14 protein-coding genes are annotated in these 12,891 nt (G+C 43.4%); 1 reads left to right on the top strand and 13 read right to left on the bottom strand.

All coding sequences use genetic code 11. The features are described 5' to 3' along the window. Positions 1 to 52 precede the first annotated feature (52 nt). Positions 53 to 2,740, bottom strand: a complete 2,688-nt coding sequence (locus ELX58_RS00580) for an efflux RND transporter permease subunit (protein ID WP_133441253.1) — start codon at positions 2,738 to 2,740, stop codon at positions 53 to 55. Positions 2,741 to 2,871: 131 nt separating this feature from the next. On the opposite strand from ELX58_RS00580, the gene ELX58_RS00575 reads away from it, so the two are divergent. After that, complete coding sequence (locus ELX58_RS00575) at positions 2,872 to 3,432, top strand: TetR/AcrR family transcriptional regulator C-terminal domain-containing protein (protein ID WP_133441252.1); 561 nt, start codon at positions 2,872 to 2,874, stop codon at positions 3,430 to 3,432. A gap of 63 nt (positions 3,433 to 3,495) precedes the next feature. On the opposite strand, the gene fabF is transcribed toward ELX58_RS00575, so the two are convergent. The 12 genes from fabF to ELX58_RS00515 form a co-directional block, all read right to left on the bottom strand. Further along, a complete protein-coding gene (gene fabF / locus ELX58_RS00570; RefSeq protein ID WP_133441251.1) occupies positions 3,496 to 4,725 on the bottom strand; it encodes a beta-ketoacyl-ACP synthase II in 1,230 nt (409 codons plus the stop codon). Positions 4,726 to 4,737: 12 nt separating this feature from the next. Beyond that, positions 4,738 to 5,178, bottom strand: a complete 441-nt coding sequence (fabZ, locus tag ELX58_RS00565; RefSeq protein ID WP_133441250.1) for a 3-hydroxyacyl-ACP dehydratase FabZ — start codon at positions 5,176 to 5,178, stop codon at positions 4,738 to 4,740. Between the two features lie 29 nt (positions 5,179 to 5,207). Beyond that, positions 5,208 to 5,990 carry a biotin--[acetyl-CoA-carboxylase] ligase gene (locus ELX58_RS00560; protein WP_133441249.1) on the bottom strand — a complete coding sequence of 261 codons (783 nt, stop codon included), beginning with the start codon at positions 5,988 to 5,990 and terminating at the stop codon, positions 5,208 to 5,210. 2 nt (positions 5,991 to 5,992) lie between these two features. After that, on the bottom strand, positions 5,993 to 6,454 hold the full coding sequence (locus ELX58_RS00555; protein WP_162614576.1) for a 4'-phosphopantetheinyl transferase family protein: 462 nt from the start codon (positions 6,452 to 6,454) through the stop codon (positions 5,993 to 5,995). Positions 6,455 to 6,567: 113 nt separating this feature from the next. Continuing rightward, positions 6,568 to 7,329, bottom strand: coding sequence for an enoyl-ACP reductase FabI (fabI, locus tag ELX58_RS00550; RefSeq protein WP_133441247.1), 762 nt, complete (start codon positions 7,327 to 7,329; stop codon positions 6,568 to 6,570). Positions 7,330 to 7,350: 21 nt separating this feature from the next. Further along, complete coding sequence (accA, locus tag ELX58_RS00545; protein ID WP_133441246.1) at positions 7,351 to 8,127, bottom strand: acetyl-CoA carboxylase carboxyltransferase subunit alpha; 777 nt, start codon at positions 8,125 to 8,127, stop codon at positions 7,351 to 7,353. A 12-nt stretch (positions 8,128 to 8,139) separates the two neighbouring features. Continuing rightward, positions 8,140 to 8,949: an acetyl-CoA carboxylase carboxyltransferase subunit beta gene (locus tag ELX58_RS00540; protein ID WP_133441245.1), complete on the bottom strand. Its 810-nt coding sequence runs from the start codon at positions 8,947 to 8,949 to the stop codon at positions 8,140 to 8,142. After that, complete coding sequence (locus ELX58_RS00535; RefSeq protein WP_133441244.1) at positions 8,936 to 10,312, bottom strand: acetyl-CoA carboxylase biotin carboxylase subunit; 1,377 nt, start codon at positions 10,310 to 10,312, stop codon at positions 8,936 to 8,938. Before ELX58_RS00535 ends, ELX58_RS00540 begins: the two co-directional genes overlap by 14 nt. A gap of 20 nt (positions 10,313 to 10,332) precedes the next feature. Beyond that, entirely contained in the window at positions 10,333 to 10,740 is a 408-nt protein-coding gene (locus ELX58_RS00530) for a 3-hydroxyacyl-ACP dehydratase FabZ family protein (RefSeq protein WP_133441243.1), read from the bottom strand. A gap of 3 nt (positions 10,741 to 10,743) precedes the next feature. Further along, positions 10,744 to 11,229 carry an acetyl-CoA carboxylase biotin carboxyl carrier protein gene (locus ELX58_RS00525; RefSeq protein ID WP_133441242.1) on the bottom strand — a complete coding sequence of 162 codons (486 nt, stop codon included), beginning with the start codon at positions 11,227 to 11,229 and terminating at the stop codon, positions 10,744 to 10,746. Between the two features lie 20 nt (positions 11,230 to 11,249). After that, on the bottom strand, positions 11,250 to 11,978 hold the full coding sequence (gene fabG, locus ELX58_RS00520; RefSeq protein ID WP_133441241.1) for a 3-oxoacyl-ACP reductase FabG: 729 nt from the start codon (positions 11,976 to 11,978) through the stop codon (positions 11,250 to 11,252). Positions 11,979 to 11,980: 2 nt separating this feature from the next. Beyond that, entirely contained in the window at positions 11,981 to 12,886 is a 906-nt protein-coding gene (locus tag ELX58_RS00515) for an ACP S-malonyltransferase (RefSeq protein ID WP_133441240.1), read from the bottom strand. Positions 12,887 to 12,891: the final 5 nt, after the last annotated feature.

Raw genomic sequence — 12,891 nt, 5'->3', positions numbered from 1 at the left:
CATGATAACAAAAAAGCCAGTCAAAATTGACTGGCTTTTAATTTATGATTATTTATTCAAAATGATTCTTTTTGATCGAGCCCTTATGATAACGTTTCCGGAGTACATACATGAAGGCTGGTAAAATGGTCAAGGCACTGATCAATGCATAAGCGGTATCAAGTACGGTGATCATTCCAAAACTCTTCAAGACTGGGAAACTAGAGAACATAATGGCAACGAAGCCCCCGATAACGGTTAAACCGGAAGCGGTGATTGCCTGACCAACATAGCTAATTGCTCTGGTGATCGCAGTTTCAGAACCATTACCCTTAGCAAGTTCTTCACGGTAACGTTCCATAATCAGAATTGTAAATTCAATCCCAATCCCTAAGACTAATGCACTCAGTGAAACCGTTAATGGATTATACGAAGTGTGCATCAGGAACAGGGTCAATGGTGATAAGCCTAAGACAATCATAATTGGAACGATCGGGAAGATTGCCAGGCGCCAGTTGCGGTATACCAAGAACAGAACGACGAAGATGATCAAGAGACCAACTACGATGATTAAATCACGATTAGCCGTCATGTTCTTAATACCTTGGAACATCATGTTCTGGGTACCGGCTGAACGAATTGTCATACCCTTCTCGTTACGCAAATCATGCGAAATATTATTCATCAGATGTAACTGATCCTTGGATGGTGAATTCTGGTTAACCTTGAACTGCAACGTAGCGTAAGTATGCGGCTTGTTAATCAAAGTCTGACGAACTGACTTCGGCAGTTTATTGATCGTGGAGTTAATCTTGCTCTGCGATGCCGTAAACTTACCGTTGCTCTTCTTATAGGTTGTGGCAACACTGGTAACACCCTTAACGTTAGTGTACTTGTGTTCTTCATGCTGACCTAAATTATACAATCTCTGCATATCCTTAGGATTCGTTACGTGATGGTCCTTAACCAGGTACGTAATGTACATGGTTGAACCAATCTTATGCTGTAAGTAACGGGTGTTGACTAAACTTGACATGTTTTGCGGAATCATGTGGGTTAACTGAGTATCGACACCAATCTTAGGTTCAGTTGAGAAACCAACGGCACCTAAAATCAAACCAATAATCAGAACTGGCCATGCATGACGCATAACGAAGCCCGCATAACGAGCTAATAGACGAGACAGAGGTGTAACTTTAGATTTATTCTTTGGAACCTTACGATCAGTCATCTTGGCATCCCGTAAACTAACGGTACCGAAGATCATGATCATTTCAATGAAGTAACTGATTACAACCCCGATGGCCAAGGTCATCCCGAATTTCTGCATTAACGGCGCTTTAGAAAGGAACATCGTTAAGAAACTCAGGGTCATTACGATCAAAGCAATTCCGACGGCAGGACCCATGTTTTCAATCGATACTTCAATTGACTTAGTTGAATCATGACGCTTCTTAAATTCTTCTTCGTAACGGTTCAGGAATTGAACTCCAAAGTCGGTACCTAAACCAATGATGATTGGTAAGGTTGCCATGGTAGCTAAGGTCAGTGGTAAGCCAACCCAGCCCATGATACCAAATGTATCATCTAGACAAATTAGAACGAACAGTAACGGTAAGATCCGACGACGAACTGGGAAGACTAGCGCTAGGATCAAGACCATCAAAATGACGGCGAAAATCAGCATAATGCCCATGTTCTTAATAACTTCAGCGTTGACCTGGCCTAAGATGTGCGGAGTACCGGCTAACTTAGTGGTAACACCGGAGTTAAAGTGAGTCTTCTTCATAGCGTTCTTAACGTCGTTGGATAACTGAACGTCGACGCTCATGTCTGATGACTTACTGGACGTGTTCAGAACCATCAAAGCGTGGCGACCGTTTCTTGGGAATAACAGCTTGAGCGGCTTTTGAATGTTACCGTTCTTGTCCAAGAAGATGTCACGTAATAATGGCGTTGACATGTTCTGAACTTTTGGAATGCTCTTAGCAGCACTACCCTGTAAAGCTTTTTGCTGAGCAGGGTTCAAAATTGTCATGGCGTAAGCCTTGATCTTAGCCTTTTGACCGCTGTTCAAAGCCTTAGCCACCATGGCCTGTTGCTTTTGTTTTCCAGCGGGTGACTGGCTTGCTGAAGCAACAGCCATTTGAGCCATCTGCTGATTGCCACCGGTCTTCTGCATGGCTTGAGCCATCGCAGCTTGCTGCAAAGCTTGCATCTTCTGCTTTTGAGCCGGTGTCAAGATAGTCAAAGTATACTGCTGAACTTGAGCCTTTTGAGCAGATGTTAAAGAAGCCTGAGCTTGTTTAGCTAGTTTGGCCTTTTGAGCTTTCGACATCGAACTCAAAAGATCCTTCTTTAACTTAGCCCGGTTAACGTTACTCATGTTAGCCTGGGAAGACTGTTTATTCTTTAGTTCACTGTTGACTAAATTAACGACGCTAGTCGTGTTCTTAATGTTTTTAACATGATTAGCCTTATGACTAAAACGAGCGATATCCTGCATCGTCTTGTGGTTCAAAATGTTTTTACGTGGCCCGTTTAAGAGAACGTAAAGTGAATCACCACCAAAATGTTTCTGGTAGGTCTGAGAATTCTGATAAATTGCTCGGCCTGGACTAACGAAGACATCGTTACCCATTTTCATCTGAATCTTGGGTAAACCAAAGGTCAGAAAAATGGTGATCAGGACGATGGCCGTGATCCATACCTTAGCGTGGCGATGAATCGAGCGACCGAATCGACCAAATAACTTTTTCATCGCTTTGCCTCCTAACTTGTGTTCAATTTTATTTATCAATGCTTAGACTAGAACATTTCATAATATGATACAATAGTTCCATAGATGTTGAATAAAAAACTAAATTTTGTTTCATAAGAAAAGGCGATTCTATGTATCACATTAAGCCTGATAAACGGTCTCAGCGGTCCGCAACTTTAATTTGCCAAGGTTTTAATAAATGTATCGCTAAGAATCATAATCTCAACCAAATCACCATTTCACAGATCATTCATGAAGCAACGATCGGCCGGGCAACGTTTTACCGGCTCTTTGATTCGAAGCGCGACGTGTTGGCGTATGAATGTGACCTGCTTTTTAAGCAGGCGGCCATTAAATCTAAATCGTCAAACAACAGTTCAACACGAGACCTATTTCTCTACTGTGCTGAGTTGTGCATCAAGAATCATCTGTTATTTGAAGCCATTATCAAATCACATCAAGCCCAGATCATTTATAACACCCTGATGAATCGACTTAGCTTAATCCGGAAACATTTTCGAATCGCTAACAACGTCTCAGATGCGCAGATGGATTACTTCTTATCAGATTTAACCCACTTAATTATTAGTACCCTATCTACCTGGATCCGGCACGGTGAAAAGGAATCAGCTCAGGATCTAATCAGTAACGCGGCCGTGATCATCGGGATTATCTACCGATCAATCAAATAAAAAATAAAGCCATGATTTATTAAAAATCATGGCTTTATTTAGTCTAAAAATTATTTTTATAAATTAAGCTTTACGAAATGCTAAGACGGCGTCATGACCACCAAAGCCAAATGAATTACTAATGGCGGTGGTAATCGGCTTCTTGTTATTCTGCTTATTGACCAAGGTAATCTTAGCTTCCGGATCCTGATGGTAACAGCCAACGTTAACTGGCATCTGACCACGGTTCAAAGCACCGATTACGATAACGGCTTCTAAAGCACCGGCGGCACCTAAGGCATGACCAGTCATCCCTTTAGTACTGCTTACTTCTAAGTGGTCGTTTCCGGCAAAACACTTGGCGATAGCTTGAGCTTCGGCACCATCATTATCTTTGGTGGCAGTACCATGGGCGTTAACGTAGTCTAAGTCGTTCTTAGCGATGTGACCTTCGTTAATGGCCTGTTCCATAGCACGAATAGCACCTGAGCCGTCCGGACGTGGGGCGGTTAACTTGTAGGCATCACTGGTACTACCGTAACCAACGATTTCACCTAAGATGTGAGCACCACGCTTCTTGGCATGATCCCAGTCTTCTAAGACTAAGGTCCCGGCACCTTCACCCATGACGAAACCATCACGGTCTTTATCAAATGGCATGGAGGCTTTCTTTGGATCCTTAGACGTTGATAAGGCGGTTAAAGCGGCGAAACCAGAAATTCCGATTTCGTTAACGGATGCTTCGGCACCACCGGTGATCATGTAGGTAGCTTTACCCTGCTTGATGCGTTCAAAGGCATCACCAATGGCGTTGGTACCGGATGAACATGCGGTAACGATCCCTTCACTCATGTTACGGGCATCTAAGTTAATGGAGATGTTACCAGCAGCCATGTTAATGATGGCGTCAGGAACGAAGAATGGTGAGACACGATGCGGACCCTTCTTGTACATCTTGATAACCTGAGCCTGAATGGTATCTAAGCCACCAATTCCGGAACCGTAGATAACACCGATGTCATCAGGGTTATAGTCACCCTTCTTTAAGCCGGCGTTGTTCATGGCTTCGAATGCAGAGGTTACGGCAAACTGAGAAAAACGGTCCATTCGACGAGCGGTCTTCCGCTTCATATATTTGGTTGGATCGAAATTATTAACTTCAGCGGCAACTGTAATTCCGGTATCACTGGCATCAAAGTGGGTAATCGGTGCGATTCCAGTCTTGGATGCAAAAATTCCGTCAAGGAAAGAATGTAAGTCGTTGCCTAACGGACTAACGGCTCCCATTCCAACTACTGCGACACGATGTGACATGAAAGATACCTCCTATTTTTTAGCAGCCGGAACGATAAACGAGAGTTCGGCTTCACAAGCACGTTTGTCACCAACATAGGCTTTACATTCAACTAAGCCCATGTTCCAGTGCTGACGGCCCATCTTGACGTCAAAACGTAAAACGTCGCCGGGACGAACAACTTTACGGAACTTAGCGTTCTTAATGCTGCCCATGTAAGCAGTCATGCCCTTATACTTAGGTGACTTTAAGATTAAGATTGAAGCAACCTGAGCCATGGCTTCAATAATTAAGACACCAGGCATTACCGGGTTACCAGGAAAATGACCCTGGAAGTAGTTTTCGTTAATGGTAACGTTCTTGGTGGCTTCAATGAACTTGCCCGGTACTAACTTATCGACTTTATCGATAAATAAGATTGGGTAACGGTTCGGGATTAATTTCATAATATCAGTTGTGTTTAAAACGCTCATAAAATAATGTCCTTTCAATTTTGGTATATCTATCTAGTTTGTAGTAGACGCACCTGCGAAGCGTCTCGATAGTTTAAGTGATGAATCTGCTGTTGCTGATCTTCTACTAATAGTCGGGCCATGTCATCAATGCCAAGAACTCGACCGATTTGCTGACGACCGTTGATTTGATAAGTAACACTTTGATGAATCCAAATTAAACGTTTTTCATAATCATTTAAAATGTCCTGATCTGACGCACGTGCCATCTTAACCAGGTAATCATAAATCCTAGCGATTAACTGGTTACGGGATACCAACGGTTGATGACTGAATAGATAACCCGCTCGTTGCTGAATCGATTTTGGAAACGAATGGGTATATAAATTTAGTCCGATCCCGATCACAAAGCTACGAATCGAATTATCACTGGTACTGTGGGTTTCAACTAACAACCCACCACATTTCCGCTGATCTAAGTAGATATCATTCATCCACTTTAGATTAATTCGCTTCTGGACGTAAGGCTGAATGGCCTTAATTACGGCAACGCCTAAACCAGCTGTCAAAACACCGGGCTTCATAATGAAGCGTTGTTTAGCCGGTAACGTGATCGTCATGTAGATCCCGCTCGACTTCGGTGAATAGAAACGGTGGCCACGCTGACCTCGACCCTGGGTTTGGTGATCAGCAATTACCACGTGTGGTGTGATGAACTGATGCTTTAACGAATACGTCTGGGTTGAATCAATCTGCGCAAACGTATCAACAACCGGTTTCGGGCTCGTAGTAATGAATTTTTTAATCTGTGATGAATCTAGTTGATCAGCCATGATTAAAGATCCTTTATGATGGTGCCGACGTATTCAGGAGTTACGTTATACGGAATTAAGCGATACTGCTTACCTTTCCGGGTTGCAGTCTTAAGATCCGGTACCAAAGTATGAACCGTTCTGACACCACCGTTCAAGCCGGTACCTACCTGTTTTAGAACGCCTTCGATAATCGTCCACAACTTTAGTGTGGCTCGAGAACGCTGATCCTTGGGTACTTTAGCCAGGTAATTAATTTCATCACCCGTAAAGGCGCGATGAATTCGATGGTAATCAATTGGGCGAATCTTTTCGGTGTCAACCGCAATCGGTGTTTTATCAGCAGCTAAGATCACCTGCTCCTTTGAATTCGTAATGTTAAAGGATAACGAATGATCTTTTAAGTACGGTTTACCAAATCGACCGTGAATAAACATGTCACCACTAATGATTTTCGATAATGGAACGTGAAATAACTTCGCCAATAAACATTTTCCCACTAAACTTTGTCGTGGGTGAAATTTATGGACGTCAATTCGGTATTGCTTATATAACGGCTGATAAATCGGGTTGGTAATCGTATCGTGTAAAACAATCATTAAGTTAGAAGATGAACTCCTTTATCAACGAAGATCACGTTACCAGTAACACCGGTTGATAAGTCGCTCATTAAGAAAGCGGCAGCTCCACCAATTTCGTCAATGGTGACACTCTTCTTATCAACGGTTCGAGCTTCTGATTCATTCAAGAGATCTCGATGATGCTTAATTCCAGTAACTGATAACGTCTTAACGGCACCGGCAGAAATGGCGTTGACACGCATTTCCTTTGGACCTAAATCACGAGCTAGGTAACGAACACTAGCTTCCAAAGCGGCTTTGGCAACTCCCATCATGTTGTAATTTGGAATTGCTCGGGTGGCACCCATGTAAGTCATGGTAATGAAGCTACCCTTGGGATTCATAATCTTACTAGCGTAATGAACAACGGAAATGAACGAGTAGGTACTGATATCCTGGGCTAAATTATAACCGGGTTTCTTAACGTCCATTAACTTGGACTGTAACGTTTCAGGATCGGCATAGGCGATCGCATGAACGACCCCGTCGATCTTACCGTACTTCTTACCAATTTCAGCAAAAGCATTCTTAATGTTTTCGTCATCGGATACATCACACGGAACCATTGGCTTATCATCACCAACTAAGCGTGATAAATGTTTCTTGGAGCGGGCGTTACGGTAAGTATAAATAATCTTAGCGCCCTGTTCAGCCATGACCTTGGCACATCCCCACGCAATACTGCGGCGGTTAGATGCTCCCATCACGACGATTTGTTTACCATCTAAAATTCCTGACACAACTGACATCTCTTTTAACTTTTAATTAAAATTACGGAAACGAGCGTGACGCTCTTTCAATAATTGTGACTTCGGCTTCTTACTCAAGGTCTTGATCTCATTGATCAGCATCGTCTTGAAGTGACGCATCGTTTTGGCATCATGAACTTCAGGAACGATTTTATCGATGATGTGCTTCTTTAACAATGTCTTTGGTGTCAAGCCCATTACGGACGCGGCTTCACGAGCTTTACTGGAGTCCTTCCACAAAATCGTGGCAAAGCCTTCCGGTGAAAGAATTGAATAGACACTGTTTTCAAAGGCCCAAACGGTATCACCAACGGCCAATGCAAGTGCACCACCGGAACCACCTTCACCAACGACAACGCTGATGTATGGAACCGGTAAGTTCAAGCCTTGAATAATGGACTGAGCGATATTATAACCCTGGCCATGGTATTCAGCATCAACACCCGGATAAGCACCTGGGGTGTTGATTAAAGTAATGATCGGCCGGTTAAATTTAGCGGCCTGTTTCATCAAACGTAATGCTTTACGATAACCAGATGGTTCGGCAGAACCAAAGTGACGCTTCATGTTCGACTTCATATCATAACCCTTTTGGATCCCAACGATCGTAACGGGTTTATGATTAATCAGACCGATACCACCGATAACGGCAGGATCATCCTGGTAAGCTCGGTCACCGTGAAGTTCAATAAAATCTTCGGTAATGCCTTTGATCAAGGTCTTAATACTAACTTTATTTTTACTACGAGCTGCAAGAACTCGATCGTATGCTTCTGGTGCTTTCTTCATTCTAGGGCCTCCTTAATTCCACTTCAGCATCTTATACAGAAACGTCTTCATCTGAGGACGCGGAACGACTTTATCCAAGAAGCCGTTCTTTAATAACGTTTCTGAACGCTGAAAGTTCTTCGGTGGGACCTGCTGAATCGTCTTTTCGATAACACGGCGACCGGCAAAACCGATTAAAGCATGCGGTTCACTGACTAAAATGTCACCTTCGGAAGCAAAACTGGCGGTAACACCACCGGTTGTCGGTCCTGTCAAGACATCAATCAAAAGTAGACCCTTCTGGCTGTGTTCGTATACAGCCTGAGAAACTTTAGCCATCTGCATTAAGGAATCGATACCTTCCTGCATTCTAGCACCACCGGAAACGGTGAATAGAATAACCGGTAAGTTATTTTTGGTAGCGAATTCAATCAAGTGGGTAATCTTTTCACCCATGGCAACACCTAAGCTACCCATGACGAATCGCCAGTCCATAACGGCTAAAGCAAATTTTTCATCCTTGATGGTGGCAACTCCGGTTGCGACACCTTCCTTTAATCCAGTGCGCTTCCGAACTTGATGCAACTTAGCTAAGTACTTTTTATCACTGGCAAAGCGCTTTGGAGCCTGTAAATTATGGAACATCGGTTTGAAGCTATCACAGGTCAAATTAATTCGTTTTTGTGAGCCGATTCGAAAGCCGAACTGGCAATGCGGACAAACATCATACTTACCTAATTCACGACGGTAAAAGACGTGACCGCAAATTGGGCACTTGATGAAGATATGATCAGGAATCCGTGTGGCCATGCGTTTTTCTACTTCAGTTTCAGTCTTTTGCATGTTTACTCATCCAATCTTTTAAGAACGACTGTTCAATATAACGATTATTGAAGTTGCCCTCTTGAAAGCCCTTATCACGGACTAAGTCCAACAGAAACTGACGGTTGGTATGAACACCCTTGATGTCGAATTCCTTCAGAACTCGAGCCATCTTGGATACCGCCTGCTTCTTGGTCGGCATGTGGACAATGATCTTAGCAATCATGGAATCGTAATATGGTGAAATGACGTCACCCTGACGAACTCCGGAATCAATTCGGACACCCTTCGTACCAAACGGGAAGTTAGCGTAAATAATCTTACCTGGTGTTGGCATGAAGTTCTTAGCAGGGTCTTCAGCGTTGATTCGGCATTCCATTGCGTAACTATTCAGATGAATGTCTTTCTGGGTGTATGGTAACGGCTGACCTTCGGCAACTAAAATCTGATCCTTGATCAACTGAACGTTAGATACTTCTTCAGTAATCGTATGTTCAACCTGAAGACGAGCGTTCATTTCCATGAAGTAGAACTTATGGTTGTCTTCATCTAATAGGAATTCAACGGTACCAGTATTGGTGTAATGAGTGGCTTTCATAGCTTTAGTAACTAAACTGCCTAAGTATTTTCGTTCCTTAGGTGAAACTTCGGAACACGGCGTTTCTTCTAAGACCTTTTGGTGTTCACGTTGTAATGAACAGTCACGTTCTGGGAAGTATACGACATGGCCGAAGTCATCGGCAATGGCCTGCATTTCAACGTGTTTAGCGTTCTGAATGTCTTTTTCCATGTAAATGGCGCCATTGTTGTAGTCTAACTGAGCTTCACGTTGATCGGCTTGAAATTCATGAATTAAGCTATTGTCATCGGTGGCTTTACGGATTCCTTTACCACCACCACCGGCAGTTGCTTTTAACATCACTGGGTAGCCCATCTTATGAGCTAGATCCAAGGCTTCATGAACATTCTTTAAATTGCCGTCACTACCGGGAATGGTCGGGATACCAACTTTTTTCATGGTAACTTTGGCACTGGCCTTATCCCCCATTAAACTGATGGCCTTTGAACTCGGTCCGATAAACTTGATATGACAGTCTTCACATAAGGCTGCGAATTCAGCGTTTTCACTTAGAAAACCGTAGCCGGGATGAATAGCGTCACAACCGGTCAAAACGGCAGCGTCGATGATGGCGCCCATGTTGATGTATGATTGAGCCGGTAATGGACCACCGATGCAGACAGCTTGATCAGCCAAGTGAACGAACATACTGTTACGATCAGCTGTTGAATAAACGGCAACCGCCTTGATGCCCATTTCGTGAAGAGCTCGAATGATCTGGACCGCAATTTCACCACGGTTGGCAATTAATACTTTCTTAAACAATGACATCATCCTTTACAAACTCATTCGACCGCAAAAATTAAATCAGCAGTACAAATTACCTTATGATTACGAACGATTACTCCGTGACCAATGCCAAAATTACCGATGATCCGCTGCATTTCAACGGACAAATGTAAAATATCACCTGGACGGAAAGCGTCTTTAAAAGTGGCCTGTTTAATCCCGCCAAAGAAGACGTTCTTACCAGCGAATTGATTCATCGATAAAATTGCACAAGCTCCAGTTTGAGCCAGTGCTTCGATTGCTAACGGTTTCGGCATCTTAGGATCACTGGACTGGTTATCGAAATACCAGTCATTGATATTCAGTAATTTAATTGCGTCTGCTGATAGACCGGGCAGAATATCGATGACCCGATCAGTCATCTTAAACGGATAACGTTGTGGAATATATTTATCTGCGTCCATCGTTTAATCTTTCTTAATGCTGAAGATCGGCTGATGATATTGAACCATTGAGCCGTTCTTAACTAACTGCTTGGTGATAGTACCGCTGCAAGGAGCCTTAACGTTGTTTAAGACCTTCATGGCTTCGATCTGACAAACAATGTCGCCCTTGTTAACGTGGGAACCAACCTTAGCAAAGACAGGCTTCTTCGGGTTGGGTCGGAAGTATACAATCCCAACTAATGGTGCTTTGATACTAGCACCAGCTGGTTTCTTGGCCGCCGGTTTAGTTGCTGGCTTGGCTTGACTAGCGTTCGTCTGTGGTGTTTGAGTAGCAGCTGGTTGAGCAACGGGAGCCTGTACTTTAGGAGCCACGTTATTCTGAGCAACTGCGCCCGGCTGATTCAACTTACTGAAGTAAATTGAATCACTGCCACTTGTTAAACGGAGTTCGTTTAAACTGGAGTGTTCAAAATTATTCATTAATTTTGAAATATATTCTTCGTCCATTAAAAGATTCTCCTCTAAACTTAAATGGTCAAGCCACCGTCTAACGTGATGACTTGACCTGTCATATACTGATTATTGATTAAGAATTCGACCGTCTGTGCAACTTCATCGGGTTTACCGAAACGATGCATCGGAATTTGTTTCTTCCAACGACGAGCGACCCGATCACTTAACTTAGCAGTCATGGCCGTAGCGATCATCCCAGGCGCAACGGCGTTACAACGGATCCCCCGTAACGAGCCTTCTTGGGCGGTCGTCTTGGTTAAGCCAACGATTCCGGCTTTACTAGCGGAATAATTAGCTTGACCTAAGTTACCATGTAAGCCAGAAACACTGGACATATTAACGATGACACCATGACGCTTCTTGAACATGTAACGAAGAGCGGCTTTCGTCATGTTAAAGGTCCCGACTAAGTTAGTATCTAAAACATCTTTAAAGTCCTTTTCCTTCATTAACGGGATTAAGGTGTCACGGGTGATGCCGGCATTATTAACTAAAACGTCAATATGACCGTACTTCTTAAAGACATCTTTAACCATGCCCTGAGCGGCTTTTTCGTCACTAACGTCACCAACTAAAATGTCAGCTGGATGTACCAGCTGATCCTGAATCTTCTTAACTTCGTCATCGCTTAATTTACGGTGAGAATTAATAATGATCTGATTATTCGGGTCACGAGAAAGGCGCTTAGCGTCAGCTAGACCTAAGCCTTTAGTGGCACCGGTAATTAAAATGATTTGTCTCATTTTTATTTAACTCCTAGCTGATCTAAAGTGTCGTGCAACGTCTTAACGCTGTCTACACGATAATTCTTAACATCAGGCAACGTCTTGTGAGCCAAATGACTTAACGTATGACCCGGGCCAACTTCTACCAAGCCGTCCAAGTGCATTGGCTTTAATGCGGCCACATCCTGAGCAAAGTGAGTTGGGTTAACCAACTGTTTGATCAAGGTTGGCTTGATGTTCTGCTGAGTAAACGGTTTAGCTAAAGTGTTACTCATAACCGTCGTCTTAGGGGCGGCAAAAGTCATCTTAGCCATCCGTTTAGCTAATAGATCACTAGCCAACTGCATTAACGGCGTATGTGAGGCAACGGCAACTTTTAACGGAATTACGATGCGAATTCCGTGAGCTTTCAAAGCTTTACGAGCCGCTTTAATGCCTTCTTTAGTTCCACCGATGACAGTCTGGGTAGCCGTGTTGTAATTACACGGGTAAGCACCGTCAACGGTGTCACAAATGGCCTTGACCTTTGATGGGTCAGTCTTTAATACGGCAGCCATGGCACCCGGATGTTTAGCTCCGGCCTCGTCCATGTAATGGGAACGGTCGTGAACTAATTTTAAGCCATCTTCAAATGATAATGAACCGGCCGAGATCAAGGCACTGTATTCACCTAAACTCAAGCCAACCATGGCTGCAGGTTCAGGTAACTTCGTCCGTAAGATCCGGTAAATTGCATAGCTCATGGTCAAAATAGCGACCTGAGCATTATTGATATCATCGAAGACCTTGGGATCAGACATGTCCATCCCTAAAATCTTCGAAGCCTGATCAATCGTCTGTTTGTACAACGGTTGGTCTTTGTATAAGTCCTGGCCCATGTTCTTAAACTGGCTGCCCTGACCTGCAAACAGGAATCCAAGTTTCAAAACTT

Origin of the sequence: Acetilactobacillus jinshanensis, assembly GCF_004359375.1 — a bacterium.
In the GTDB taxonomy this organism is placed as follows: Bacteria; Bacillota; Bacilli; order Lactobacillales; family Lactobacillaceae; genus Acetilactobacillus; species Acetilactobacillus jinshanensis.
Note: the sequence above shows the minus strand (reverse complement) of the source record. Positions and strands in the feature narration are given on the sequence as shown.

Coding starts and splice junctions, on each gene's coding strand:
- ELX58_RS00530 (WP_133441243.1), bottom strand. CDS start 10,740: ATGGACGCAGATAAATATATTCCACAACGTTATCCGTTTAAGATGACT.
- ELX58_RS00540 (WP_133441245.1), bottom strand. CDS start 8,949: ATGCAAAAGACTGAAACTGAAGTAGAAAAACGCATGGCCACACGGATT.
- ELX58_RS00575 (WP_133441252.1), top strand. CDS start 2,872: ATGTATCACATTAAGCCTGATAAACGGTCTCAGCGGTCCGCAACTTTA.
- ELX58_RS00580 (WP_133441253.1), bottom strand. CDS start 2,740: ATGAAAAAGTTATTTGGTCGATTCGGTCGCTCGATTCATCGCCACGCT.
- fabF (WP_133441251.1), bottom strand. CDS start 4,725: ATGTCACATCGTGTCGCAGTAGTTGGAATGGGAGCCGTTAGTCCGTTA.
- ELX58_RS00560 (WP_133441249.1), bottom strand. CDS start 5,990: ATGGCTGATCAACTAGATTCATCACAGATTAAAAAATTCATTACTACG.
- ELX58_RS00525 (WP_133441242.1), bottom strand. CDS start 11,229: ATGGACGAAGAATATATTTCAAAATTAATGAATAATTTTGAACACTCC.
- fabG (WP_133441241.1), bottom strand. CDS start 11,978: ATGAGACAAATCATTTTAATTACCGGTGCCACTAAAGGCTTAGGTCTA.
- fabZ (WP_133441250.1), bottom strand. CDS start 5,178: ATGAGCGTTTTAAACACAACTGATATTATGAAATTAATCCCGAACCGT.
- accA (WP_133441246.1), bottom strand. CDS start 8,127: ATGAAGAAAGCACCAGAAGCATACGATCGAGTTCTTGCAGCTCGTAGT.